Below are 24,790 nucleotides of genomic sequence, written 5' to 3'. Positions count from 1 at the left end.
GAGACGTACCCATGCTCAGACTTTTCCGCCGCTCTGATGGCGACGCCGTTGCCAAGCCAGTACCGGGCTCCGCCCCGGTTCCGGCTGCGGTCGGTGTTGGCGACGCCGTGGCGGTGGTGCGGGCGATGTCCGCCCAAGCCTCCAATGTGGGCCGTGACGCCGCCGAAGTGCGCGGCGCCATGGAGGACACGCAGAAGATCGTTCACGCCCAGGGCCAGGCCATGCAGCAGTTGGCCGCGCAACTGGTGGAGGTGCAGACCGCGCAGGGCTCCATCGCCGACGCGACGCTGGAGACGCTGCAGGCCGTGGCCCGGGCGCGCGAGGCGCTGCAGTCGGTCAGCCGCGAGGTGCAGGGCATCGTCGAGACGCTGCACCAGGTGGCCGATGCGGCCGGCGAGATCACGCAGATCGCGCTGCAGACCCGGCTGGTGGCCTTCAATGCCTCGGTGGAGGCCAAGCGCGCGGGTGAGGCCGGGCGCGGTTTCGGCGTGGTGGCCGATGCGGTCAAGGATCTCGCCGGCAAGGTCGAGACCACGTCCAAGGCCATCATGACCACGGTGACCCAGCTCGACGACCGCATCGACAACTTCAGCCGCGACCTGCGCTTTGACGACAAGGCCGGGACGCGCTCGCGCAGCGCCGTGCATGTGGCCTTCGCCAGCGTCGAGCAGGACGTGGAGCGCATCAGCCTGGCCGCCGAGCAGAGCCGCCGCACTTGTTCGCAACTCAACGATTACACCCAGGAGCTCGAAAGCGAGGTGCAGCAGGCCAAGGCCCGGCTCACCACGGCGCTGGCCTGCAGCGACCGCTTCCTCAAGGTGTCCGAGGCGATGATCGAGCAGGTGGCGGGCTTTGGCGTGGAGACGGCCGACACGCCCTTCATCCAGGCTGCGCAGCAGGCGGCGCAGGAGATCGCCGACCTGCTGGAGCAGGCCGTGCGCAGCGGCAACCTGCAGCTGCAGGACCTGTTCGACGAGAACTACCGCTCCATTCCCAACACCAACCCGCCCCAGTACCTCGCGCGCTTCGTGGAGGTGGCCGACCGGCTGTTCCCGCAGGTGCAGGAACGCGTGCTGGGCCTGACGCCGCGCGTGAGCTACTGCATTGCCGTGGATCGCAACGGCTACTGCCCCACGCACAACAAGAAATACTCGCAGCCGCAGCGTGGCGACCTGGCCTGGGACACGGCCAACAGCCGTTACCGCCGCATCTTCAACGACCGCACCGGGCTGGCCTCGGCGCGCAACAAGCGCCCCTTCCTGCTGCAGACCTACCGCCGCGACATGGGCGGCGGCCAGTTCGTGATCCTGAAGGAGGCTTCAGCGCCCATCGTGGTGTCCGGCCGCCATTGGGGCGGGCTGCGCGTGGGCTTCAATTTCTGAAGCGGCAGCCGGGAATGTGAGGACGTGGCCGACGCCACGTCCCCTGCCGCCGCGGGCCGCGCCCGCTCAGAACAGCGCCATGCTGAGCTTGCGGCGGTACTGGTCCACCACCGGATCGGCCGGCGCGGGGGCGGCTGACTTGCCGGTGACCTCCAGCGTGCCCTTGGCCTCGGCGGCCGCAGCGGCCTTCGGCGCCGGCTTGGTCATCAGCTCCAGGATGGCCACGTAGGCCTTGCGCGCGAGCTCGCCGTTCCAGGCCTTGTCGCGCATGATGATTTCCAGCAGCTCGTCCATCGCGGCCGTGAAGCGGCCAGCGGCGAAATGCGTCTGCGCCAGCTCGAAGCGCGCGTCGAAATCGCGCTTGTTGGCGGCGATGGCGGCAGCGAGCTCGTCGGCGCCGCGGGCCGTGGCGGCCTTCTCGCTGGCATCGAGCCAGTGGCCCAGCGCGGCGATGCGCGCATCCAGCGGCGCCTTGCCCGCCACCGGCTCCCACGCCTGGCGCGCCTGCGCCACCTGGCCGCGCTCCAGCAGCAGCTTGACGTAGTCGCAGCGCGCGGCGTCGTTGCCGGGATCGATGGCCACGGCCTGCTGCAGCCGGTCCAGCGCCGCGTCGGCATCGCCCTCGGCGGCCAGGGCCTGCGCCTCTTCCAGCTCCTCCTCGGCCTGCATTTCGTCGGCGCTGGGCACGTGGCGGTCGAGGAAGGCGCGGATCTGCGCCTCGGGCAGCGCGCCCACGAAGCCGTCCACCGGCTGGCCGCGGTCGAACAGCACGCAGAAGGGGATGGAACGCACGCCGAAGGCCTGGCTGAGCTGGCCGGCGATCTCGGGCTGGTCGTCGCTGTTGAGCTTGGCCAGCTTGAAGCGCCCGGCGTAGGCCACCTCCAGCTTCTCCAGCAGAGGCCCCAGCGTGCGGCAGGGGCCGCACCACGGCGCCCAGATGTCCAGCAGCACGGGCTGGCGCATGGACTCGTTGATGAGGTCCTGTTCGAAGTTCTGGATGGTGATGTCGGTCATGTCGGTGGCTCGGCGCTGGGAAGAAGGCGCCGCCTACAATGCAAGGTTTCCCTGATTTCCGGTGGAGCAAGCAGTGACGACTGCCCCAGTGACGGTGGGCGTGGTGATGGGATCCAGCAGTGACTGGGAGACCATGCAGCACGCCACGCAGATTCTCGCCGAGTTCGGCATTGACTTCGAGGCGCGGGTGGTCTCCGCACACCGCATGCCCGACGACATGTTTGCCTACGCCGAGACTGCCGCCGCGCGCGGGCTCAAGGCGATCATCGCCGGCGCGGGCGGCGCGGCGCACCTGCCCGGCATGCTGGCGGCCAAGACCACGGTGCCGGTGCTGGGCGTGCCGGTGGCCAGCCGGCATCTGCAGGGCGTGGATTCGCTGCACTCCATCGTGCAGATGCCCAAGGGCATCCCCGTGGCAACGTTTGCCATCGGCACCGCCGGCGCGGGCAACGCGGCCCTCTTCGCCGTGGCGATGCTGGCCAACGACAACCCGGCGCTGCGCGCTCGCCTGGAGGCCTACCGGGCCCGCCAGACCGAAGCCGCCCGGGCCATGACGCAGGACCTGAAATGAGCGCCGCACTGCTGCCCGGGGCCACCGGCGAAGACGGCCGCCCCATCACGCTGGGCGTCATGGGCGGCGGCCAGCTCGGTCGCATGTTCGTGCAGGCCGCGCAGGAGATGGGCTACGTCACCGTGGTGCTCGACCCCGACGCCGCCAGCCCCGCCGGCGCGGTGGCGCACCACCACATCCGCGCCGGCTACCTCGACGAGCAAGGCCTGGCGCAGCTGATGCAGCGCTCCAGCGCCATCACCACCGAGTTCGAGAACGTGCCCGCCGCCGCGCTGCTGACGCTGGGCGCGCAGCGCCCGGTGGCGCCGGGCGCCGATGCCGTGGCCGTGTGCCAGGACCGCGACGCCGAGAAGCGCCATTTCCGCGCCAGCGGCGTGCCCTGCGCGCCCTGGGCGCTGATCGAGACGGCCGAGCAGCTAGCCACCGTCGCCGACGAACTGCTGCCCGGCATCCTCAAGACCGCGCGCCTGGGCTACGACGGCAAGGGCCAGGTCCGCGTGGCCGACCGCGCCGCGCTGGCCGCCGCCTGGGACGAGCTGGGCCGCGTGCCCTGCGTGCTGGAAAAGATGCTGCCCCTGGCGCTGGAGCTCAGCGTCATCGTGGCGCGCGCGGCCGACGGCACGTTGGTGCACTTCCCGGTGCAGCAGAACCTGCACCGCGACGGCATCCTGGCCGTCACGCAGGTGCCCGCGCCCGAGGTGAGCGAGGCGCTGCGGCAGCAGGCCGTGCAGTGCGCGCAGGCGGTGGCGCAGTCGCTGCGCTACGTGGGCGTGCTGTGCGTGGAGTTCTTCGTGCTGCAGGACGGCACGCTGGTGGCCAACGAGATGGCGCCGCGTCCGCACAACTCCGGCCACTACAGCATCGACGCCTGCGACCAGTCTCAGTTCGACCTGCAGGTGCGCACCCTGGCCGGCCTGCCGCTGGCGGCGCCGCGCCTGCACTCCTGCGCCGTGATGCTCAACCTGCTGGGCGACCTGTGGTTCGATGCCCAGGGCACCGAGCGCACGCCGCCCTGGGCGCAGGTGCTGGCGCTGCCCGGCGCGCACCTGCACCTCTACGGCAAGGCCGGCGCGCGGCCCGGCCGCAAGATGGGCCACTTGACCATCACCGCGGCGGACGCCGCCACGGCGCGCGCCGTGGCGCTGCAGGCCGCGGCGCTGCTGGGCCTGCCGGCCTTCTGAGCATGCCGCTGCTTGACGGCACCGACCCGCAGGCGATCGCGCAGGCCGCGGCGCTGCTGGCCGCGGGCGAGCTGGTCGCCCTGCCCACCGAAACCGTCTATGGCCTGGGCGCCCGCGCCGACCAGGACGCGGCGGTGGCCAAGATCTTCGCGGCCAAGGGCCGGCCCAGCGACCACCCGCTGATCGTGCATGTCAGCGACGCGGCTGAGGCGCCGGCCTTCACGCCGGCGGCGGATCAGCCCATGGCGCGGCGGCTGATGGACGCGTTCTGGCCCGGGCCGCTGACGCTGATCCTGCCGCGGCGCGAGGGCGTGGCCGCGGCGGCCGCGGGCGGACAGTCCAGCATCGGGCTGCGCTGCCCGGCGCACCCGGTGGCGCATGCGCTGCTGCAGGCCGCGGCGCGCCTGGGCGTGCCCGGCGTGGCCGCGCCCAGCGCCAACCGCTTCGGGCGCATCAGCCCGACCACGGCGGCGCATGTGCAGGGCGAGTTCGGCGAGGCGCTGGCCGTGCTCGACGGCGGCGCCTGCGCGGTGGGCATCGAGTCCACCATCGTCGATCTCACCCGTGAACACCCGGTGCTGCTGCGCCCGGGCGTGCTCACGCCGGCGCAGATCGAGGCCGTGTGCGGCGAGCCGCTGCGCGCGCGCGATGCGCAGGCCCCGCGCGCCTCCGGCACGCTGGAGGCGCATTACGCGCCGCGCGCGCCGCTGCGGCTGCTGGACGCGCAGACGCTGCGCCAGGCCCTGGCCGTCCCGCCCGAAGCGGGGATGGTGCTGGCGCTATATTCCCGCTCCGTCGAGCCGCCGCCCGGCGTTCTGCACCGGCGCATGCCCGACGACGCGCGCGCCGCGGCCTTTGAGCTCTTTGCCGTGCTGCGCGAGTTCGACGCGCTGGGTGCGGCGCTGATCTGGGTCGAGCAGCCGCCGCCCGCGGCCGAGTGGGACGGCGTGCGCGACCGGCTGCAGCGTGCCGCAGCGGCCGCCTGAATCTGAAGCCGGCGGCCACAGCGGCCGCCCTGTGGAGAACTCATGAGCCTGAATCGACTGTTTCCGCGCCGCGTGCGGCGCGCGGCCCTGGCGCTGTGCGCCGCGGCGGTGCTGGGTGCCTGCGGCGGCGGCGACCGCGCCGAGCCCTTCGAGCCCCAGCGCATCGTCGCCTTCGGCGACGAGCTCAGCCTGCTGGACAGCAGCGGGCGCCGCTACGGCGTCAACGAGCTGGACGCCGCCGGCAATCCCGTCTGCGGCACCTACCCGCTGTGGACGCAGCAGCTGGCCAGCCATTTCGGCATGAGCTTCGCGGAATGCCCGGGCACGGGTGCGGGCAAGGCCGTCAGCCGCGCCGCCTATGGCGCCAAGGTGGCGGATGTGCAGGCGCAGGTGTCGCGCTTCCTGTCCGGCGACGCCCCCGTCGAAAAGGACCTCGTCACCATCCTGGTGGGGACCTATGACGTGCTGGAGGTCTACCAGGGCTGGAAGGCCGGGGCCGTGGACGAGGCCGCGGCCGTGGGCCTCATCAAGGCCCGGGCCGAGGTGCTGGCGGCGCAGGTCAATCGCCTGGTGAAGGCCGGCCCGGCCGTGCTCATCGCCACCGTTCCCTACATGGGGGCGTCGCCTTACGCCGTCAGCGAGGGCGGTGATGCGCCGCGCAGGCTGCAGGTGCTGACTACGGCTTTCAATGACGCGCTGCAAAGCGGTGGCACCGGCGAGGGCGCCAGCAAGGGCCTGGCCTTCTACGGCCTCACCGGCAAGGACTACGGCCTGATCCAGGTCGGCACCTCCTGGATCAAGGCGATTGCCGAGAGCAATGACGCCGGCACCCGCGAGCGCAATGCCACGCCGGTCTGCCAGCAAAGCGGCACCGAGTTGCTGCAGTGCACGACCGGCACGCTCAACGCGAATGCCAACGTGAACGACTGGGTCTGGGCCGACCCGACGCGTCCGGGCTACCAGTTCCAGTACCAGCTCGGCCAGCGCGCCATCTCGATGGCCGGCGAGAGCGGCCTGCCGTTCTGAGGCTGAACGAAGCCGGCTCTCATGCCCGAAACGCCGGGACATGAGAGCCGCTTCCCATGACTTGGCTGTCCAAGACCGTCAACTCCCAGGCGACGGTTCTGTCACTGCGAGCCTTCGAGTGACTTCAGGGTCACTTCTGAGGAAACAATCCAGCGCGGCCGGCGCTCAATCCTCCAGCGTCCACTGCAGCAGCGCGTCCAGCACCGGCCGCGCCGCCGCAGCCTGCGGGTGGTTGACCAGGGCCACCAGCGCATGGCGGCGCCCGCTGCGGCCCAGCACGTAGCCCGCCACCGCCGAAACATCGCGCAGTGAGCCGGTCTTGAGGTGGGCTCGCCCGGGCTCGCCGGCCCAGCGGCGCAGCGTGCCGTCCAGGCCCTGGATCGGCAGCGAGGCCATGAACTCCGGCATCCACGGCGCGGCCCAGGCCGCCTGCAGCAGCCGGCCCAGCAGCGCCGCGCTCAGCCGGGTCTGGCGCGACAGGCCCGAGCCGTTGTCGATGACGGCGCCGTCCACCGCCGCGGCGCCCAGGCGCCGCTGCAGCCAGCCCGAAAGCACGGTGCGCGCGCCCGCCGTGCTGCCCAGCCCCTGCTGCTCCAGCGCCAGCGTCAGAAACAGCTGCTGCGCCATCACGTTGTTGCTGAACTTGTTGATGTCGCGCACCACCTCGGCCAGCGGCGGCGAGCCCAGCTCGAAGGTCGGCGCCGCGTCGCCGGGCGCGCGGCCCTCGCGCACGCCGCCGCGCAGCCGGCCGCCGGCCTCCTGCCACAGCGCCTGCAGCAGCCGCGCGTCGAAGGCGGCCGGGTCGGCGTAGGCCACGGGCCAGAAGCGCTCGCCGCAGGACAGCGGGTAGCGGCCGGCCAGGTGCAGCCGGGCCGGGTCGTTGAAGTCGGCCTTGAGCGTGCCGCGCCAGTCGCCGCAGGGGCCGTTGGACAGGGGCACCCGGGTGTCCAGCTGCACGCCGTCCAGCGGCGGCTCCAGCCCCACGCGCGCCACGCCGCGCGCGGCATCGGGCATGAAGCTCAGCGTCAGCGCGCGCAGGTTGAGCAGCAGCGCGTCGGGCAGCACGTTGTAGGGGCGCAGCGCCTCGCCGTCGAAGTCGCCGGGCGCGCCGGCGGCGGGCTCGAACGCGCTGCGGTCCAGCACGAAGTCGCCGTCGATCTCGTCGATGCCCCAGGCGCGCAGCCGCCGCATCAGCAGGTACAGCCGCTCCTGGGTGAGCTTGGGGTCGCCCCGGCCCTGGATCACGACCGAGCCGCGCAGCCGGCCGCGCTCGACGCTGCCCTGCACCCACACCGGCGTGCGCCAGCTCCAGGCCGGGCCCAGCAGGTCCAGCGCCGCGGCGGTGGTGGCGAGCTTCATCACCGAGGCCGGGTTCATGGGCGCGGCGGCATTGAGGCTCAGCCGCGTCGTGTTGCCTTGCAGGTCCTGCACCAGCACCGCCAGCGCCTGCGGCGGCAGGTTCGCCTGTTGCAGCGCCTGGGCCACGGCGGGCGGCAAAGGGCCGGCGGCGGGGGCGTCCGGCGGCGGCCAGGACGTGGGGGGAAGAGGGGCGGTCTGGGCGCAGGCTCCGAATCCGAAGGGAAGGGCCAGCAGGGAGGAAAGGAAGTGACGGCGCGATGGCATGGCGGGGCGATCGTAGCCGGGCCCCCGGGCGGGGGATGGCCCTGCCGGATAATCCGCAGCGATGGATGCCCTGGTTTTTCTGTCCCCGCCGTGGGCCTGCCTTCGCCACTGCCTGGCCCGGGAGCCGCGCGCATGAACGCTCGACTACTGGCGGTGGACTGTTCCACCGAGCGCCTGGTGCTGGCCCTGGCCGGCCCCGGGGGCGCGCTGACGCTGGACGAGGCCGGCGGCGCCGAATCCTCGCGCCGCGTCCTGCCCGCGGCCCTGGGGCTGCTGCGGCAGGCGGGTCTCACCCTGCAGGCGCTGGACGCCGTCGCCTTTGCCCACGGTCCCGGCGCCTTCACCGGGCTGCGCACCGCCTGCGCCGTGGCGCAGGGCCTGGCCTTCGGCGCCGGCAAGCCGGTGCTGGCGCTGGACAGCCTGCTGATCGTGGCCGAGGACGCCCGCGCGCAGTGCGACGGCGGCGACGGCTTCGAGGTCGGCGTGGCCATGGACGCGCGCATGAACGAGCTCTACGCCGCCCGCTACCGCTGGAGCGGCCAGGCCTGGCAGACGCTGCAGGCTCCCGCGCTGTACGCCCCTGGGGCCTGGGACGCCGATGCGCCGGTGCTGGCCGGCTCGGGCCTGGACCTGCTGCCGGCGCCCGCCGCGGCGGCGCTGCGCCTGCCGCAGGCCCGGGACCGGGCCGGCGCGCTGCTGCGGCTGGCGCAGCAGGCCTGGGCCCGCGGCGAGGCGCTGGATGCGGCGCAGGCGCTGCCGCTGTACCTGCGCGACAAGGTGGCGCAGACCACGGCCGAGCGCGAGGCGGCGCGCGCCGCCGCGGGAGCGACGCCGTGAGCGCCGCGCCGCAGCCGCTGCCCTTCGGCGGCACGGGCGCGCCGGTGCTGGAGCCCATGCGCGTGGCCCACCTGGACGCCGTGATGGCGCTGGAGCAGGCCAGCTACGAGTTCCCCTGGACCCGCGGCAATTTCATCGACTCGCTGCACGCCGGCTACCCGGCGCAGCTGCTGCGCGAGACGCCGGGCGGCGTGCCGGTGGGCTACTACGTCGCCATGGCCGGCTTCGACGAGATGCACCTGCTCAACATCACCGTGGCCCCGGCGGCGCGCCGGCGCGGCTATGCCCGCTTCATGCTGGACGCGCTGGCGGCGCACTGCCGCCAGGTGGAGCTGGGCAGCCTCTGGCTGGAGGTGCGCGAGAGCAACACCGGCGCGCGCGAACTCTATGAGCGCTACGGCTTCGCCCTGGTGGGGCGGCGCCGCGGCTACTACCCGGCGCAGGGCGGGCGGCGCGAGGACGCGCTGCTGATGAGCCTGGTCGTCGCGCCGGACGAGGGCTGAAGCCATGGCCTACAGCGAACGCCAGCTGCAGATGCTGGAGTGGATGGGCATCCGGCTGTGGCAGCCGCCGGTCGGGGCCGATGCGGTGCCGACGCCGGAGCCCGCCGCGGCCGAGGCGGCCCAAGCTGAAATCCCGGCCACGCCGGCCTATCGCGCAGTCACGGCCGCGCCCTCGGTGGGTACCGCGGTGGCGCAGCGCCCGCTGCCCCGGGCCGCGGGCGCCGGCACGGCCAGTGCCGCGTCCGCGCCCGCCGTGGCGCAGCGCGTGGACGGCCCCATCGACGTGGCGCCGGGCCTGCCCTTCGGCGGCGGCGAGGTCGCGGCGCTGGACTGGCCGGCGCTGCGCTCGGCGGTCGAGAACTGCCGCGCCTGCGCGCTGTGCAACAGCCGCAGGCACACGGTGTTCGGCGTCGGCAACGAGCGGGCGCACTGGATGATCGTGGGCGAGGCGCCGGGCGAGCAGGAGGACCTGCGCGGCGAGCCCTTCGTCGGCCCGGCCGGGCAGCTGCTGGACGCGATGCTGGCGGCGCTGGGCCTCACCCGCGAGGCCGCGCCGGCCGAGCGCCAAGTGTTCATCGCCAACACCCTCAAGTGCCGCCCGCCGCGCAACCGCAACCCGGCGCCGGAGGAGCTGGCGCAGTGCGAGCCCTACCTGCAGCGCCAGCTCGCGCTGGTGCAGCCGCGTGTCATCCTGGCCATGGGGCGCTTCGCGGTGCAGTCGCTGCTGCGCAGCACGCTGCCCATCGGCAAATTGCGCGGCCAGGTGCACCGCTACCAGGGCATCCCGCTGGTGGTGACCTATCACCCGGCCTACCTGCTGCGCAACCCGGTGGACAAGGCCCGCGCCTGGGACGACCTGTGCCTGGCTGCCTCGCTCGTGGAGCCGGGCACCGCGGCGGCCTGAGCCGCGCCGGGAAAAGGAAACGGGCCCGTGGGCCCGTCGCTGGGATGGAAGTGAGTCGGCGCGCCGGGTTCAGTTGCGCCGCCGCACGATGATGCCCACGGCCAGCAGGCCGGCAAGCACCAGCAGGGTTTCAGAGGTGGGGAAGGCGCTTTGCGTCGGCTCGGGTGTAGGGGGCTGGGCCGGCGCGATGGTGGCGGAGGCGACCGTGGGTTGGACTGCCACGCCGGCCTCCACGCCATCGTCGCGTGGCGCCACCGCCGGCATGGCGGCCGGTGTGGCGGCAGGTGCGGGGACGGCCGCCGGCGACGCCGGGGCAGCCAGGACGGAAGCCGACCCAAGGGTAGCGACACCGGCCAGCACACCGGCCAGGACCAGGAACTTCGATCTCATGCCAACTCTCCTGCAGGGGGGCACCTGTGCATGCATCCGAAAACGCCGCCGGCGAGGGGGCTGCGGCGCAGGACGTGATGGGCTCCGGCGGGCCGTTCTTGCGACAGCAAAAAATCGGTCCATCGTGCGTTCGGGTATTTACTGATCCCCCGGCCCGACCCGACACCCCGCGCTCCAAGGCCGCCTGTCACAAGACGTTGACGCTTCTGCGCAAAGCTTCCATGGATCTTGGGGCGGCGGCCCCGCTGGCCGGCGGGGCGGAAGGCGCTGCGTAGACTGCGCCGCATGCAACGTTTCATCGTCGGCGGCGCCGTGCGTGACCGCCTGCTGGGCCTGCCCCATACCGATACCGACTGGGTGGTGGTCGGCGCCACGCCGCAGCAGATGCTCGACGCGGGCTTTCGTCCCGTCGGTGCGGATTTCCCGGTGTTCTTGCATCCGGATACCGGCGAGGAGCACGCGCTGGCCCGCACCGAGCGCAAGAGCGGGCGCGGCTACCGCGGCTTCACGGTGTACGCGGCGCCGGACGTGACGCTGGAGGACGACCTGCGGCGCCGGGATCTCACCATCAACGCCATGGCCATGCGCGAGGACGGCACGCTGGTCGATCCCTGGGGCGGCGAGCGCGACCTGCGCCAGCGCGTGCTGCGCCATGTCAGCCCGGCCTTCACCGAGGACCCGGTGCGGGTGCTGCGCGTGGCGCGCTTCGCCGCGCGCTTCACCGACTTCTCCGTCGCCCCCGAGACGCTGGCGCTGATGCGGCACATGGTGGCCGAGGGCGAGGTGGACCACCTGGTGCCCGAGCGCGTGTGGCAGGAGTTCGCGCGCGGGCTGATGGAAGTAAAACCCTCGCGCATGTTCGAGCTGCTGCGCGACAGCGGCGCGCTGGCGGTGCTGCTGCCCGAGGTGGACCGGCTCTGGGGTGTGCCGCAGCCCGAGGCGCACCACCCGGAGATCGACACCGGCGTGCACCTGATGCTGGTGCTGGATTGCGCGGCGCGGCTGCAAGCGCCGCTGCCGGTGCGCTTTGCCTGCCTGGGCCACGACCTGGGCAAGGGCGAGACGCCGGCCGAGGTGCTGCCGCGCCACCTGGGCCACGAAGGCCGCAGCGTGAAGCTGCTCCAGGGCGTGTGCGAGCGCCTGAAGGTGCCCAACGACTGTGCGCATCTGGCCGAGGTGGTGGCGCGCGAGCACGGCAACGTGCACCGCAGTGGGGAGTTCGGCGCCAAGGCGCTGCTGCGGCTGCTGGAGCGCTGCGACGCGCTGCGCCGCCCGGAGCGCTTCGAGCAGCTGCTGCTGGCCTGCGAGTGCGATGCGCGCGGTCGCGCCGGCAGGGAGGACGCCGACTACCCGCCGCGCCGGCGCCTGCAGGCGGTGCTGCGCTGGGCGCGCGGCATCGACACGCGCGCGGTGTCGTCGCAGGCACTGGCGCGCGGGCTCACCGGGCCGGCCATCGGCGAGGCGGTGCAGCGCGCGCGGGTGGAGGCGATCGAGGCGGGGCTGGCGGCGGCGCGCCAAGTCGGCTGAGCCGGTCGCAGCCGCCGCTGCAGCGGCGGCACATGCCTTGCTGTGGGTCAAGGCATCAAGGGGGCAGCCTGCTGCCCTGTCCAGAAGCCATTGCTGGAAGTGTCGGGCTATGTTGAAGCAAGGAACGTTCTGCTACGTCGTGCCCAGTTGCCGCGCCAGTCCAGCCGCGAGCCGCGCCGTGGGCAAGATCGTCGAGGTGATGGCGGGTCCGTACCACCGGGTCCAGGCCGGCGCCCGGGAGACCTACTACGACGTGCGCTATCAGGGCTGGATCTTCTATTGCCACGCGGACAAGCTGCGGGCCATCAACAACCCCGACGTCTACGCCTGAGCACAGGCATCGGCGCGGCACGGTGGCCGCGCCGGTGCGCGCTCAACGGATGAGGATGGCGTACACCCGCCGCTCCAGCGCGGAGTCCGCGGGCTCCCAGGCGCGCCGGTTGGCGACCTCCAGCCGCACCTCGCCGGGTTTGCGGGCCACGAAGCGAAGCACACGCTGGCCGCCCGCGCCGGGCGCCGGGGCGGCGGAGCCGGTGACGAAGCGGTCATCCACCAGGGCGAGCTCGCCGGCGCCCGACTGGGTGAACTGCCACCGGTAGCCGGTGGTGGGGTTCTCGTCCAGGTGCAGGCTCAGCTCGTCGCCCAGGGCCAGCGTGTGCGAGGCCCCTGGGTCCTGGGCGCTGATCTCGATCGGCACGGCCGTCCTCTCGCTCAGCTGCAGCCGCAGGACGAAGTGGAAACGACGTCCATGTTCCAGGCTTCCGAGCTGTCCGAGGCCGGGCGCATGGCGCCGGTGGGCATGCCCTGTCCGGCCTCGACCATCGCGCCGCTCGGCATGCCGCCGCCCCGGTCCGCGGTTGCCGGCATGCCTGCAGCGGGCTGGCTCGTGGAAACGGGCGCCGAGGGCATGGTGCCGGCCGGCATGCCGGCGCTGGACGGCGGCGCGGCGTTCATCTCGCCCCGGGGCATGCCGGCGGAGGCCGCCGAGCGCATGTCGCCGCGCGGCATGTCGGAGTTGCCGCTGCCGGGCTGGGCTTGCATTAATGAAGTCGTCATGGCGAGTCCTCCTGCTCTTCACATGGGCGCCGGCTCGGCGGCCTTGGCCTTGGCCGATGCCGCGGCCGGTTCGGTGGCCGTGACCGGCTCGGCGGCCGGCGCCTGTTCGGCGGGTGCCGCGGCGAAGACCTGCGTCTGCCAGTTGTGCCACAGCGCGTTGTCGGTGCCGCGCACGAAGGCCTCCAGGCGTCCGTCGGCATTGGTGCCGATGGCGATGTTGCTGGTGAGCACGCCGCCTTCGGAGGCCCAGCCGGACCAGCCGTCGTTGGGTGCGACCTGCCACTTGTGCCACATCGCGTTGTCGGTACCGCGCACGAAGGCTTCCAGGCGGCCGTTGGGGCTGCGGCCCAGGGCGATGCTGCTGGTGAGCACGCCGCCTTCGGAGGCCCAGCCCGACCAGGTGCCGTTGGGCGCGACCTGCCACTTGTGCCACAGGGCGCCGTCGGTGCCGCGCACGAACACCTCCAGCCGCCCATCGGCATTGCGGCCCACGGCGATGCCCGAGGTCAACACGCCGCCCTCGGAGGCCCAGCCCGACCAGGTGCCGTTGGGCGCGACTTGCCACTTGTGCCACAGCGCGTTGTCGGTGCCGCGCACGAACAATTCCAGGCGCCCGTCGGCATTGCGGCCCACGGCGATGTCGGAAGTGAGCACGCCGCCTTCGGAGGCCCAGCCCGACCAGGTGCCGTTGGGCGCGACCTGCCACTTGTGCCACAGGGCGCCGTCGGTGCCGCGCACGAAGGCTTCCAGGCGCCCGTCGGCATTGCGGTCCACGGTGATGTTGCTGGTGAGCACGCCGCCTTCGGAGGCCCAGCCGGACCAGGTGCTGTTGGGCGCGACCTGCCACTTGTGCCACAGCGCGTTGTCGGTGCCGCGCACGAACACTTCCAGGCGGCCGTCGGCATTGCGGCCCACGGCGATGTTGGAGGTGATCACGCCGCCCTCGGAGGCCCAGCCCGACCAGCCGCTGTTGGGCGCGACCTGCCACTTGTGCCACACGGCGCCGTCGGTGCCGCGCACGAACACCTCCAGGCGGCCGTCGGCGTTGTTGTCCACGGCGATGTCGGAGGTCAGCACGCCGCCTTCGGACGCCCAGCCGGACCATGCCCCTTGCTGCTCGATGGATGCACCCACGGCGCCGTAGGGCCCGTAGCTGGTGTCGATGCCGCACTCGCCGTAGGCGATGCGGAAGAAGCCGCCGTCGCCCCAGCCCGGGCCCCAGCTGTTCTTGCAGATCCAGCAGCTCTGCGCATCGTCGTAGCCGATGATGGCCACGCAGTGCCCGCCGGCCAGGCCGCCCGACACATGGCGGTAGACCCCGCTGCGGTAGGCGAAGAAGTCGTCGTAGACCAGGAAGCAGCCGGTCACCGGGCCGCGGGTGGCGATCCACTCCTTGATCGCCGCGCCCGACAGCGCCTGCCGCCCGGTGATCTTGGCGTAGCGCGAGCGCCAGCCGGGATCGAGGTTGGAGCAGTTCTGGTCGCCGGCCGTGTACGGGTAGCTCTGCTCGAAGGCCAGCCCCTGGCGGCAGGCGTCCAGCGCGGCGTCGGGCCACCAGCCGTTGGCGCAGTTGCGGCCCTGCGCGCGGGCGTAGCAATAGAACAGCTGGGCTTCCGAGAGGTCCACGTCCAGCGCCGGGTCGCCGGCCGCCACCCTGAGCGTGGACTCGATCACCGCGCAAGTGCCGAAGGACACGCACGAGCCGCAGCCGCCCTGGTCGCGCACCGCCGTGACGTAGTTGCGGCCGCCGACGTTGCGCAGGTCGTAGGCGGAGGGGGCGCCGATGGCCGCCGCCGCGATGAAGGGCTCATGGGAGCGCTGGCCCGAGCGCAGCTGCCGGTCGAGGTCCTCCAGGGAGGGCGCATCCGGCGGCGGCACGAAGCCCAGCCGCGCGCGGCGTGCGTCGTCGCTGAGGGCCGTCATGCTGGTTTCGCCGGCCTGCCAGCCCGCGCCCTGCGTGGCGATGGCCTGAGCGAGACTCTTCACATCGATGTTCGACATCGCGATCTCCTCTCCACTCGACCGGCGCAGCCGTCATTCAAAGGCCCTGTCTCGCGCCCGAAAACGACTGCGCAAGTCATCTACCCCATGGAATGAAAGACCCGGACACCGCCCGGTGTTCGGGGGCGCCATCGTTGGACACCGGCAGGGGGGTGTCAACGCAAGGCCACAATCGGATTGGTCAAGCGCGCAACGACCAAAGTCACGAGGCGCGCCACCGCGGGCCGGCCGGCGGCGGCCCTGGTGGGCCGCTACAGCAGCATCCCGATCAGCCCCGCGATCAGGCTCAGCACCAGGCTGCTGGCCAGCGGCACGTGGAACTCGCGCCCGCGCCAGCGGAACGAGAAGTCGCCCGGCAGCCGGCCCAGGCCGATCTTGCGCAGCCACTGGTTGAGGCCGCTGAAGATCAGCGAGGCCAGGAGGAAGACGAGGAGCCAGCGCATCGAACGGGTACCCGGGCTCACAGCCGGTGGCTGCGGTCCCCGTGCGCGAAGCCGATGGGGTCGAAGCCCTCGGGCAGGCCGCGGCCGAAGCCGATGACCTTGAACAGCTCGCCCATCTCGTGCTCCTGCATCAGCTTCTGGCCGGCGGCGCGCTGGCGGATGTCGGCCTCGGCCAACAGCGCGGGCAGGCCGCAGTTCATGAGGAAATGCGCCTGCGAGGTGTAGCCCAGCACGTCCAGCCCGGCGTCCTGGCCGGCCAGCGCGATGCCGGTGAAGTCCACGTGCGCGGTGATGTCCTTGAGGCCCACGTCCGAGAGCGGGTCGGTGTCGGCCTGGTGCGCGCGGTGGCACATCAGCGTGCCGCCGTGGCGCTGCAGGTGGTAGTACTCGGCCTCCGGGAAGCCGTAGTCGATGAAAAAGGCCGCACCGCGCCGCAGCTTCTCGGCCAGCGTCGTGACGAAGGCGCGCGCTTGCGGGTGGATCTCGGTCACGGTGCCCGGCAGGAACGGCGTTTCCACCGGCGGGCGCAAGTCGGTCGGGCGGTCGGCGAAGACGAACTTCCACTCGTCCAGCGCCACGCCGCGCTCCAGCCACTGCGCGCCGTCCCAGTGCAGCAGCTGCACCGGCATGGCGTCCAGCACCTCGTTGCCCACCACCACGCCTTCAATGGCGTCGGGCAGCGCGTCGATCCAGCGCACGCGCTCGCCGAAGCCGGCCAGCCGCTGCTGCTGGCGCTGCCGCAGCGAGGCCGAGAGCTCGACGATGGTGTAGCGGCGGCAGCGCTCGCCCAGGGCTTCGAGCAGCTGCTGCGCCAGCGCGCCGGTGCCGGCGCCGAACTCGACCACCTCGTCCAGCCCGGTGGCATCGAGCACCTGCGCCACCTGTACCGCGATGGCTCGGCCGAACAGCGGGCTGAGCTCGGGCGCGGTGATGAAGTCGCTGCCGCCTTCGGGCAGCGCGCCGAACTTCACGCCGCCGTGCGCGTAGTAGCCCAGGCCCGGCGTGTACAGCGCGGCGGCCATGAAGCGGTCGAAAGGCCACCAGCCGCCGGCCGCGGCGATGTCCTGGCGCAATCGGTGGGCCAGCGCGGCCGATACACTGGCGGGTTCGTCTTTTTGCATGCAGGGATTGTAGGAATCATGGTCCAGCGACCCGTCGTGCTGGTCACTGGCAGCGCCCGGCGCATCGGGCGCGCCATCGCGCTCGAGCTGGCCGCGCACGGCTGGGACATCGCGCTGCACTGCCGCGGCTCGCAGGACGAGGCCCGCGACACCGCGCAGGCGATCCGCGACCTGGCCCGCGCCGAGATCTTCAGTGCCGACCTGGCCGACGAGGCCGCCACGCGCGCCCTGGTGCCGGCCGTGGTGGAGCGCTTGGCCCGGCTTGACGCGGTCGTGAACAACGCCTCGCTGTTCGAGCACGACACGGTCGAGAACTTCGGCCACGCGGCCATGGAGCGCCACTGGCGCGCCAACACCGCCGCCCCGGTGCTGCTGGCGCAGGCGCTGCATGCGCATCTGCTGGCCCGCGGCGACGCGGCGCAGGGCTGCGTAGTGAACCTGCTGGACCAGAAGCTGTGGAACCCGAACCCGGACCACCTGTCCTACACCCTGTCCAAAGCGGCGCTGGAGGCGGCCACCACGCTGCTGGCGCAGGCCCTGGCGCCGCGGCTGCGCGTGGCGGGCGTGGCGCCGGGCGTCACGCTGCCCTCGGGCCCGATGGACGAGCGGCAGTTCGCCGCCGCGCATGCCATGACGCCGCTGGGCCGTTCCTCCACGGCCGAGGACGTGGCGCGCGCCGTGCGCTTCGTCCTCGAATCGCCCGCCATCACCGGCACCACGCTGCTGGTGGATGGCGGCCAACACCTGGCACGCCAGGCGCGCGACGTGCTTTTTCTCGCGCCCAAGGATTCCGATTGAAATGCAAAGCCTGCTATCCCACCCCAGCCTGATGTCGTGCCGGCGGCTGTTCCTGCGCAACTACGAGGTGTGGATCAACATCGGCGTGCACGACTTCGAAAAGAAGGGCGAGCAGCGGGTGCTGATCAACGTCGAGCTCTACATCCCGCTGGCGCTGTCCACCCCGAAGGCCGACGAGCTGCACGAGGTGGTGGACTACGACTTCATCCGCCGCACCATCGCCGAGCGCGTGTCGCGCGGCCACATCCACCTGCAGGAAACGCTGTGCGACGACGTGCTGGCGCTGATGCTGGCGCATCCGCGCGTGATGGCCGCGCGCGTCTCCACCGAGAAGCCCGACGTGTACCCCGACTGCGAAGCCGTGGGCGTCGAGGTCTTCGGCCTCAAGAACGACGAGCAGCAAAGCGCCTGAGCCATGAGCAGCATGCCCACCATCAATCCCGAAACCAGCCCGGCGCTGGATGACGAGGAAGCGCGCCGCGCCGAGAAGCGCGCCGCCTTCGAGATCAACAAGCTCAGCAAGCGGTTGCACCGCCAGGTCGGCCAGGCCATTGCCGACTTCAACATGATCGAGGACGGCGACCGCGTCATGGTCTGCCTCTCCGGCGGCAAGGACAGCTACACGCTGCTCGACATCCTGATGAACCTGCGCCAGCGCGCGCCCATCAAGTTCGAGCTGGTGGCCGTCAACCTGGACCAGAAGCAGCCGGGCTTCCCCGAGCATGTGCTGCCCGAGTACCTCAAGGGCCTGGGCATCCCGTTCCACATCGAGAACCAGGACACCTACAGCATCGTCAAGAAGCACATCCCGGAAGGCAAGACGATGTGCAGCCTGTGCTCGCGGCTGCGCCGGGGCATCCTGTACCGCGTCGCCGGCGAGCTGGGGGCGACCAAGATCGCGCTGGGCCACCACCGCGACGACATGCTGCAGACGCTGTTCATGAACATGTTCTTCGGCAGCCGCATGAAGGGCATGCCGCCCAAGCTGGTGAGCGACGACGGCCGCAACGTCGTCATCCGCCCGCTGGCCTACGCGGCCGAGACCGACATCGAGCGCTGGGCCGCGCACCGGCATTACCCGATCATTCCCTGCACCCTGTGCGGCAGCCAGGAGAACCTGCAGCGCGTGCAGATCAAGCAGATGCTGCGCGACTGGGACAAGCGCTTCCCCGGCCGCATCGACAACATGTTCACCGCGATGGGCAACATCGTGCCCTCGCACATGATGGACAAGCGCCTCTACGACTTCACCGGCCTGAAGGCCACGGGCGTGCCCGATCCGGACGGCGACAAGGCCTTCGACCACGACGACGAGCCGCCGGCGCAGAACGTGGTGCAGCTGCAGCTGGACAAGTAGGCCAAAGGGCCACGCTCGGGGCACGGGGCTTGCCGCTGCCCTTCGTCACGGGAGCTGTCATGTCCATGCGTCGTCTGCCCCTTGCCCTGGCCGCCGCCACGCTGCTGGGCGGCTGTGCCGCGTTGAACCAGGTGTCCTCGGACGTGGTGGCCTACGGCGCCTGGCCGGCAGGGCGCACGCCGGGCAGCTACGTCTTCGAGCGGCTGCCCTCGCAGCAGGCCGAGCTGACCTTGCAGCAACAACTGGAGGACGCGGCGCGGCCGGCGCTGGCGGCGGTGGGCTTCACGCCCGCGGCCGATCCGGCGCAGGCCGGCGTGAGCGTGCAGGTCAGCCTGCGCAACACGCGCTACGAGCGGCTGGACTACGGCTGGGGCCCCTGGGGCGGGCCCTGGGGGCCGGGCTGGGGCTGGCCGGGCTACTACCGCTATCCCTACTGGGCCAGCCCCTGGGGGCCGGGCTGGTGGGGGCCGCCCATGAGCTCGCCCTGGTACGAGCGCGAGGTGGGCGTGCTCATCCGCGACCGCAACGGCGGCCAGGTGCTGTACGAGGGCCATGCCCGCAGCGACGGCGCGCTCTCCGGCGGCACGGCGCTGTTCGGCGCCATGTTCCGCGCCGCGCTGCAGGACTTCCCGCAGGGCAACCCCACGCCGCGGCGCGTGAACGTGCCGCTGGATGAGAACGCGGCGGCCGCGGCGCCGGCCACGCCGGCGGCGACGGCGCACTGAGCGCGGCCCGAGCGGCAGGCCTCACCCGTTCCCCGGTCCCGCCAGCGCCTTCAGGTCCAGCTCCCACCCATGCAGCCGCTCGCGCGCGGCGCGGCGCTGCTCGGGCGTGCTCAGGTTGTGGATCTGCGCCGTGAGGCCGCAATTGAATTCGGCCAGCGCCTGCTGGTAGCGGCGCTCGGCCTCCTTGGGCGGGTGCTCGACGCGCCGGGCCAGCGCGCTCAAGGCGGCCTGAGCCTGCGCCGGCGCGGCGCCGTGCAGGCCGCGCAGGGTCTGCAGCACGTCCTGCTGGCGTGACAGCCGTAGCTCCATCGAGGTCTCGGCGTCGAAGGGCGAGGCCGCGATCAGCTGCGCGATGCGCTCACGCTGCGCGCGGTCGAAGCGGCCGTACAGCCGCTCGGCGCGCTCCAGCGTGCGCTTGAGCAGCGCTTCCCGGCGCCCGGCCGCGTCGGGCTGCACGAAGTCGTGGCGGTAGTCGCGGTTGAGCTTGTCGAAGCGCTTGCGGATGCTCTTGAGCTGATCGGCCTCCAGCGTCGGCGCCAGCGCCGCGAGCGAGGGCAGTCCCTGCTCGAAGGCGACATCGAACCAGCCCTGGACCTCGTCGCGCAGCGCGCACACCGCCGCCGGCGTGGTGTCGGCCTGCACCTGCGACTGCATCTGCGCCAGCCGCGTGGCGTAGACGGGCAGCTGGCTGCGGCGGTGCCAGGCGAACCACTCGCCGATGGCGGCGCGCACGCGCGGGGCCTGGGCGTCGGTGAAGTCGGCGTAGCCGTCGGCCCACCAGTACAGCAGCTCATCCGCCTGCTTGTAGACCAGGCGCAAGGCCGTACAGCCCGCCAGCGCGAGCACCAGCAAGGCCAACCCGATAATTCGCCACCCTCGCAAGGACTCTTTCATGGCATCGAACGTCGTCATCATGGCCGCGGGCAAAGGCACCCGCATGAAATCCGCGCTTCCCAAGGTGCTGCACAAACTGGCGGGCCGCAGCCTGCTGCAGCACGTGCTCTCCACCGTGTCGGCGCTGGGTCCGCAGCAGCGCACCGTCGTCATCACCGGCCATGGCGCCGAGGCCGTGGAGGCCGCCGTCACCGCGCCCGGGCTGCAGTTCGTGCGCCAGCAACCCCAGCTTGGCACGGGGCATGCCATCCAGCAGGTCTCGCCCGCGCTGGACACGGCGCTGGACACCACGCTGATCCTCAACGGCGACGTGCCGCTGATCCGCGCCGAGACGGCGCAGGCGCTGGTGCAGGCCTGCGGCGGGCAGCGCCTGGCGCTGCTGACCATCGAGCTGGCCGACGCCACCGGCTACGGCCGCATCGTGCGCGAGGGCGAGCAGGTGCGCGCCATCGTCGAGCACAAGGACGCCAGCCCCGCGCAGCGCCAGATCCGCGAGGTCTACACCGGCATGATGGCCGCGCCCACGGCGCTGCTGCAGCGCTGGGTGTCCCGGCTCGACAACGACAACGCCCAGGGCGAGTACTACCTCACCGACATCGTCGCCATGGCCGTGGCCGAGGGCGTGCCGGTGGTGGCGGCGCAGGCCGCCAGCGAGACCGAGGTGCTGGGCGTCAACAGCCCGCTGCAGCTCGCCGACCTGGAGCGCCGCTTCCAGCGCCAGCAGGCCGAGGCGCTGATGGAAGCCGGCGTGCGGCTGGCCGATCCGGCGCGCTTCGACCTGCGCGGCCGGCTGGGCTGCGGGCAGGACGTGGACATCGACGTCGGCTGCGTGTTCGAGGGCGAGGTGACGCTGGGTGACGGCGTGCGCGTGGGCCCGTACTGCGTGATCCGCGACGCGCGCATCGACGCCGGCACGCAGCTGGCGGCCTTCACGCACATCGACGGCGCGCAGGTCGGCGCCGGCGCGCAGATCGGCCCCTTCGCGCGGCTGCGCCCGGGCGCGCAGCTGGGCGACGAGGTGCACATCGGCAACTTCGTGGAGGTCAAGAACTCCACGCTGGCGCGCGGCGCCAAGGCCAACCACCTGGCCTACCTGGGCGACGCCACCGTGGGCGAGCGCGTCAACTACGGCGCCGGTTCCATCACCGCCAACTACGACGGCGCCAACAAGCACCGCACCGTCATCGGCGACGACGTGCACGTGGGCTCCAACTGCGTGCTGGTGGCACCGGTGACGCTGGGTGCGGGCGCGACCATCGGCGGCGGCTCCACCATCGCCAAGGACGCCCCGGCCGGCCAGCTCACCGTGGCGCGCGCCAAGCAGCTCACGCTGCCGGGGTGGACGCGGCCGGTGAAGAAGGCGAAGTGAGCCACCGGGTGTGACATGAAAAAGGCCGCATTGCGCGGCCTTTGCTGTTTCAGGGAAGGGCGGACCGAGCGTCACCCGCGCCGCGCCCGCGCCCGCCAGTCGTTGAGGCGCAGGCAGCCGTGCCGCTCCGACAGGTACTCCGGTACCACGGCTTCCACCGCCGTGGGCTGGATGCCCAGGTCCTGCAGCCCGGGCAGCCTGCCGCTGGCCACGTTGTCCACCTTCATCGAGTCCAGGTTGTCGCCCGACATCAGCGGCTCGCCGGGCAGCAGATGCATCAGGCCGGCCTGCAGCCGCGCCAGCGCGTCGGGCAGCGCGATGACGGGCCGCTCGTGCCCGCAGGCTTGGCCCGCCAGCCGCGCCAGCTCGGCCAGCGTGTACACGCGCGGGCCGGCCAGCTCGTAGGTCTGGCCGATGGTGCGCGGGTCTTCCAGGCTCCTGAGCAGCGCCCGCGCCACGTCCTGCACCCACACCGGCTGGAAGCGCGCGTGCGCGCCGGCCAGCGGCAGCACCGGCGCCCAGCGCTGCAGCCGCGCGAACAGGTTCAGGAACTGGTCCTCCTCGCCGAAGATCACCGACGGGCGCACGATGGTCGCGTCCAGCCCGGAGATCTGCAGCGCCGCCTCGCCGGCGGCCTTGGAGCGCAGGTAGCGCGAGGGCGCGTCGGGTGCGGCGCCCATTGCGCTCACATGCAGTACCCGGCGCACGCCCGCGACGCGGCAGGCATGCGCCAGCTTGCGCGGCAGCTCGGCGTGCACGCGGCGGAAGCGCTGCTCGTCGCCGTGCAGGATGCCCACCAGGTTGATGGCCGCGTCGCAGCCCGGCAGCAGCCGCGCCAGCGCGGCCTCGTCGTGGATGTCGGCCTGCGCCAGCTCCACGTCGGGCAGCGCCAGCAGCGCGCGGCGCTGCCCGGTGTGGCGCGTCGGCACCAGCAGCTCGGTGTCGGGATGGCGCTCGGCCAGTTGCGCGCACAAGGCCCGGCCGACGAAGCCGGTGCCGCCCAGGATCAGCAGTCGTTGCATACGGTCTCCTTCAAAGGGCTCCCGTGACAATGAGTAGACGCGCGGCGCCTCAGGGCAGTTCCGCGTCGGCGGTGCGCGGCGCGCTCGGCCCGATGGTGTCGCCCAGCCGCGCCTTGATCGACGGCGCCTGGCCGCTGATGAGCGCGGCGTAGTCGGTGGCGTTGGACAGCACCTTCTGCACGTAGTCGCGCGTCTCGGTAAAGGGAATGTTCTCGGCCCACACCGCGGCCTCCAGCGTCGCGCCCTGTCGCCAGCGCCGCGGGCGCCCGGGGCCGGCGTTGTAGGCGGCGGCGGCCAGCGCCTGGTGGCCCTCGAAGCTGTCGAGCACGAGCTTGAGGTAGCCGGTGCCGATGCGCAGGTTGGTGTCGCGGTCGGTGATCAGGTCGGGCGTGTAGTCGATGCCCAGCTTCTTGGCCGTCCAGCGCGCGGTGTCAGGCATGACCTGCATCAGCCCCGAGGCGCCCACGTGCGAGCGCGCGTTGGTGATGAAGCGCGACTCCTGGCGGATGAGGCCGTAGACGTAGGCCGGATCGATGCCGATGGCGTGCGCCTCGCGCAGCACCGCCTGGCGGTGCGGCATGGGGAAGCGCTGGGCCATGTCCACCTCGTCGCGCGTGCGCTCGCTGGTGTTGATGCAGCGGTCCCAGACCTCGCGCTCGCAGGCGCGCTGCGCCGCGGCCAGCAGCGCGCGGTCGTCCATGCCGCGCAAGGTGAAATTCCACTCGCGCACGCCCTCGTTGCGCAGGCCCAGGTCGATGAGCTGCAGCGCGCGCGTGAGGCCGGGGTTGTCGATGGCGGCGGCGCGCTCGGCGGCGGTGGGCGGCCGCGGCGCCGGCGGCAGCGCGGGCTTGCGGCCCAGCTCCTCGGTGGCGAGCTTGCCGTAGTAGCTCAGGCCGCTGGCGATGTCGGCCAGCGCCCGCTGCGCCTGCTGGCGCACGCTGTCGCCCTCGGGGCCGGGCGCGGCCTCGGCCAGCAGCGCGCGCGCCTTCCAGTACACCCACACCGGCTCGCGCTGGCGCGCCGGGGGCATGGCGTCCACCGCGTCGCGCACCAGGGTCCAGCGCTGCGGGCTGCCGCGCAGCGCGGCGCGCGCCTGCCAGGCCAGCATGTCCTCGGACCAGGCCACCTTCGGCCCCGGCGCGGCGGCCAGGGCGCCGGCGCGCAAGTACCACTCCGAGGCCTGCGGCAGCAGCTTCAGCGCCCCCTGCAACCCGATCTGGCCCCAGACCCAGCCGGCGAGCTGCGGCGGCAGGCGGCCCTGCCAGTCCGAGGCCAGCGTGGCGGCGGCTTCGGGGTCGGCCGCGGCGGCGCGTGCCAGCGCCAGCGCGGTGAGCTCGGCGCCGGTGCGGTCGGTCGCCGAGGCCTTGCGCACGAGGTAGCGGGTGGGGCTGTCGAAGACATCGCCCACGGCCGCCGCCGCGGCAGGCGCGTTGAGCAGCGCCGCGACGGCGCGCGCGGCCTTGGGCCGGTTGCCTTCGGCGGCCAGGCGCAGCTTCTGCCACACCTCGTCGGCGCCGAACACGCCCGCGCGCACCAGCGTGGTGGCCAGCAGGTGGCAGCCGTCGTCGGCGTCGCGCTGCCCCAGCCAGGCCTCGCGCGCGGCCTCGCGCACGTCCTTGCCGGCCAGGTGCTCGGTCAGCAGCGCGTAGCAGCTGACCTCGCGGTCGTCGTTCATGCGAAAGCGCGGGTAGTCGCGGCTGAAGGCGGACCAGTCGCGCCGCTTGCCCAGCTCCAGCAGCCAGTCGTTGCGCAGCCGGTCCTCGACGTAGGTGCCGCTCCAGCGCGCGTAGAAGGCTTCCACCTCCTCGGTCGTGGCCTGCTGCAGCCGGTTGCTCAGCTCCCAGTACTCGACCCAGGACGCCAGCGGATGGCGCTCGGCATTGACCAAGCTGCGGGCGGCGGCGAGCTTGACGCGGTCGCGCTTGCGCAGCGCGTCGCGGGCCTCCACCACGATGTCGTCGCCGCTCTGGGCATGGGCGGCGGGCAGGGTGCAGGGCAGGGCGGACAGCAGCGCGAGCGTGAGCGCGGCCAGGCGAAGAGGGCGGTTCATGGAGATCGGG

The 24,790-nt window shown here is 72.5% G+C and carries 26 protein-coding genes; 15 read left to right on the top strand and 11 right to left on the bottom strand.

Annotated elements, in window-relative coordinates; translation table 11 throughout:
- The first annotated feature begins 125 nt into the window (after nucleotides 1–125).
- Nucleotides 126–1,382, top strand: a complete 1,257-nt coding sequence (locus HHL10_RS01515) for a methyl-accepting chemotaxis protein (RefSeq protein ID WP_235970970.1) — start codon at nucleotides 126–128, stop codon at nucleotides 1,380–1,382.
- A 66-nt stretch (nucleotides 1,383–1,448) separates the two neighbouring features.
- On the opposite strand, the gene HHL10_RS01510 is transcribed toward HHL10_RS01515, so the two are convergent.
- Nucleotides 1,449–2,396 carry a tetratricopeptide repeat protein gene (locus tag HHL10_RS01510; protein ID WP_169158569.1) on the bottom strand — a complete coding sequence of 316 codons (948 nt, stop codon included), beginning with the start codon at nucleotides 2,394–2,396 and terminating at the stop codon, nucleotides 1,449–1,451.
- Between the two features lie 106 nt (nucleotides 2,397–2,502).
- Here HHL10_RS01510 and purE point away from each other — a divergent pair, with 106 nt between their 5' ends.
- From purE to HHL10_RS01490, 4 genes are read left to right on the top strand one after another with little or no spacing between them, the layout of a single operon-like run.
- Entirely contained in the window at nucleotides 2,503–2,967 is a 465-nt protein-coding gene (purE, locus tag HHL10_RS01505; protein ID WP_169158870.1) for a 5-(carboxyamino)imidazole ribonucleotide mutase, read from the top strand.
- Nucleotides 2,964–4,148 carry a 5-(carboxyamino)imidazole ribonucleotide synthase gene (locus tag HHL10_RS01500; RefSeq protein ID WP_169158568.1) on the top strand — a complete coding sequence of 395 codons (1,185 nt, stop codon included), beginning with the start codon at nucleotides 2,964–2,966 and terminating at the stop codon, nucleotides 4,146–4,148. The genes purE and HHL10_RS01500 overlap by 4 nt, the downstream gene beginning before the upstream one ends.
- Nucleotides 4,149–4,150: 2 nt before the next feature.
- A complete protein-coding gene (locus HHL10_RS01495) occupies nucleotides 4,151–5,134 on the top strand; it encodes an L-threonylcarbamoyladenylate synthase (RefSeq protein ID WP_169158567.1) in 984 nt (327 codons plus the stop codon).
- A 42-nt stretch (nucleotides 5,135–5,176) separates the two neighbouring features.
- The gene (locus HHL10_RS01490) at nucleotides 5,177–6,160 is read left to right on the top strand and encodes an SGNH/GDSL hydrolase family protein (RefSeq protein WP_169158566.1); all 984 of its coding nucleotides are present in this window, start codon (nucleotides 5,177–5,179) and stop codon (nucleotides 6,158–6,160) included.
- Nucleotides 6,161–6,325: 165 nt separating this feature from the next.
- On the opposite strand, the gene dacB is transcribed toward HHL10_RS01490, so the two are convergent.
- On the bottom strand, nucleotides 6,326–7,645 hold the full coding sequence (dacB, locus tag HHL10_RS01485) for a D-alanyl-D-alanine carboxypeptidase/D-alanyl-D-alanine endopeptidase (RefSeq protein ID WP_310734503.1): 1,320 nt from the start codon (nucleotides 7,643–7,645) through the stop codon (nucleotides 6,326–6,328).
- 270 nt (nucleotides 7,646–7,915) lie between these two features.
- Between dacB and tsaB the strand changes: the two genes are divergently transcribed.
- Genes tsaB through HHL10_RS01470 form a run of 3 tightly spaced genes read left to right on the top strand, consistent with a single transcriptional unit; the run spans nucleotide 7,916 to nucleotide 10,027 of the window.
- Nucleotides 7,916–8,620, top strand: coding sequence for a tRNA (adenosine(37)-N6)-threonylcarbamoyltransferase complex dimerization subunit type 1 TsaB (gene tsaB, locus HHL10_RS01480; protein ID WP_169158564.1), 705 nt, complete (start codon nucleotides 7,916–7,918; stop codon nucleotides 8,618–8,620).
- Nucleotides 8,621–8,676: 56 nt separating this feature from the next.
- Nucleotides 8,677–9,123: a ribosomal protein S18-alanine N-acetyltransferase gene (rimI, locus tag HHL10_RS01475; protein ID WP_169158869.1), complete on the top strand. Its 447-nt coding sequence runs from the start codon at nucleotides 8,677–8,679 to the stop codon at nucleotides 9,121–9,123.
- 4 nt (nucleotides 9,124–9,127) lie between these two features.
- A complete protein-coding gene (locus HHL10_RS01470) occupies nucleotides 9,128–10,027 on the top strand; it encodes a uracil-DNA glycosylase (RefSeq protein WP_169158563.1) in 900 nt (299 codons plus the stop codon).
- Between the two features lie 69 nt (nucleotides 10,028–10,096).
- Here the strand turns inward: HHL10_RS01470 and HHL10_RS01465 are convergent, their stop codons facing one another.
- Nucleotides 10,097–10,417: a hypothetical protein gene (locus tag HHL10_RS01465; RefSeq protein ID WP_169158562.1), complete on the bottom strand. Its 321-nt coding sequence runs from the start codon at nucleotides 10,415–10,417 to the stop codon at nucleotides 10,097–10,099.
- Between the two features lie 285 nt (nucleotides 10,418–10,702).
- On the opposite strand from HHL10_RS01465, the gene HHL10_RS01460 reads away from it, so the two are divergent.
- A complete protein-coding gene (locus tag HHL10_RS01460; protein ID WP_169158561.1) occupies nucleotides 10,703–11,944 on the top strand; it encodes a multifunctional CCA addition/repair protein in 1,242 nt (413 codons plus the stop codon).
- Nucleotides 11,945–12,053: 109 nt separating this feature from the next.
- Nucleotides 12,054–12,275 carry a hypothetical protein gene (locus tag HHL10_RS01455; RefSeq protein ID WP_169158560.1) on the top strand — a complete coding sequence of 74 codons (222 nt, stop codon included), beginning with the start codon at nucleotides 12,054–12,056 and terminating at the stop codon, nucleotides 12,273–12,275.
- Between the two features lie 42 nt (nucleotides 12,276–12,317).
- On the opposite strand, the gene HHL10_RS01450 is transcribed toward HHL10_RS01455, so the two are convergent.
- From HHL10_RS01450 to HHL10_RS01430, 5 genes are all read right to left on the bottom strand, one after another.
- Complete coding sequence (locus tag HHL10_RS01450; protein WP_169158559.1) at nucleotides 12,318–12,641, bottom strand: protease inhibitor I42 family protein; 324 nt, start codon at nucleotides 12,639–12,641, stop codon at nucleotides 12,318–12,320.
- A 14-nt stretch (nucleotides 12,642–12,655) separates the two neighbouring features.
- Nucleotides 12,656–13,000, bottom strand: coding sequence for a hypothetical protein (locus HHL10_RS01445; RefSeq protein ID WP_169158558.1), 345 nt, complete (start codon nucleotides 12,998–13,000; stop codon nucleotides 12,656–12,658).
- 18 nt (nucleotides 13,001–13,018) lie between these two features.
- Complete coding sequence (locus HHL10_RS01440; RefSeq protein ID WP_169158557.1) at nucleotides 13,019–15,001, bottom strand: DUF8189 domain-containing protein; 1,983 nt, start codon at nucleotides 14,999–15,001, stop codon at nucleotides 13,019–13,021.
- Between the two features lie 251 nt (nucleotides 15,002–15,252).
- Complete coding sequence (locus tag HHL10_RS01435) at nucleotides 15,253–15,444, bottom strand: DUF2905 domain-containing protein (RefSeq protein WP_169158556.1); 192 nt, start codon at nucleotides 15,442–15,444, stop codon at nucleotides 15,253–15,255.
- A 17-nt stretch (nucleotides 15,445–15,461) separates the two neighbouring features.
- The gene (locus tag HHL10_RS01430) at nucleotides 15,462–16,565 is read right to left on the bottom strand and encodes a class I SAM-dependent methyltransferase (RefSeq protein ID WP_169158555.1); all 1,104 of its coding nucleotides are present in this window, start codon (nucleotides 16,563–16,565) and stop codon (nucleotides 15,462–15,464) included.
- Nucleotides 16,566–16,583: 18 nt separating this feature from the next.
- Between HHL10_RS01430 and HHL10_RS01425 the strand changes: the two genes are divergently transcribed.
- Genes HHL10_RS01425 through HHL10_RS01410 form a run of 4 tightly spaced genes read left to right on the top strand, consistent with a single transcriptional unit; the run spans nucleotide 16,584 to nucleotide 19,445 of the window.
- A complete protein-coding gene (locus HHL10_RS01425; protein WP_169158554.1) occupies nucleotides 16,584–17,363 on the top strand; it encodes an SDR family oxidoreductase in 780 nt (259 codons plus the stop codon).
- A gap of 1 nt (nucleotide 17,364) precedes the next feature.
- Entirely contained in the window at nucleotides 17,365–17,775 is a 411-nt protein-coding gene (locus HHL10_RS01420) for a dihydroneopterin aldolase (protein ID WP_169158553.1), read from the top strand.
- A gap of 12 nt (nucleotides 17,776–17,787) precedes the next feature.
- Nucleotides 17,788–18,720, top strand: coding sequence for a tRNA 2-thiocytidine(32) synthetase TtcA (ttcA, locus tag HHL10_RS01415; protein ID WP_235971028.1), 933 nt, complete (start codon nucleotides 17,788–17,790; stop codon nucleotides 18,718–18,720).
- Between the two features lie 59 nt (nucleotides 18,721–18,779).
- On the top strand, nucleotides 18,780–19,445 hold the full coding sequence (locus tag HHL10_RS01410; protein WP_235970968.1) for a DUF4136 domain-containing protein: 666 nt from the start codon (nucleotides 18,780–18,782) through the stop codon (nucleotides 19,443–19,445).
- 21 nt (nucleotides 19,446–19,466) lie between these two features.
- Here HHL10_RS01410 and HHL10_RS01405 read toward each other — a convergent pair whose 3' ends face one another.
- Nucleotides 19,467–20,303: a DUF6279 family lipoprotein gene (locus HHL10_RS01405; RefSeq protein ID WP_169158551.1), complete on the bottom strand. Its 837-nt coding sequence runs from the start codon at nucleotides 20,301–20,303 to the stop codon at nucleotides 19,467–19,469.
- A gap of 34 nt (nucleotides 20,304–20,337) precedes the next feature.
- Between HHL10_RS01405 and glmU the strand changes: the two genes are divergently transcribed.
- The gene (gene glmU / locus HHL10_RS01400) at nucleotides 20,338–21,708 is read left to right on the top strand and encodes a bifunctional UDP-N-acetylglucosamine diphosphorylase/glucosamine-1-phosphate N-acetyltransferase GlmU (RefSeq protein ID WP_169158550.1); all 1,371 of its coding nucleotides are present in this window, start codon (nucleotides 20,338–20,340) and stop codon (nucleotides 21,706–21,708) included.
- Between the two features lie 71 nt (nucleotides 21,709–21,779).
- On the opposite strand, the gene HHL10_RS01395 is transcribed toward glmU, so the two are convergent.
- Nucleotides 21,780–22,730, bottom strand: a complete 951-nt coding sequence (locus tag HHL10_RS01395; RefSeq protein ID WP_169158549.1) for a complex I NDUFA9 subunit family protein — start codon at nucleotides 22,728–22,730, stop codon at nucleotides 21,780–21,782.
- Nucleotides 22,731–22,779: 49 nt separating this feature from the next.
- Complete coding sequence (locus HHL10_RS01390) at nucleotides 22,780–24,780, bottom strand: lytic transglycosylase domain-containing protein (protein ID WP_169158548.1); 2,001 nt, start codon at nucleotides 24,778–24,780, stop codon at nucleotides 22,780–22,782.
- Nucleotides 24,781–24,790 lie beyond the last annotated feature (10 nt).

The organism is Azohydromonas caseinilytica (assembly GCF_012927045.1).
Taxonomy (GTDB): Bacteria; Pseudomonadota; Gammaproteobacteria; order Burkholderiales; family Burkholderiaceae_C; genus Azohydromonas; species Azohydromonas caseinilytica.
This window is presented reverse-complemented; position numbering and strand designations above follow the sequence as displayed.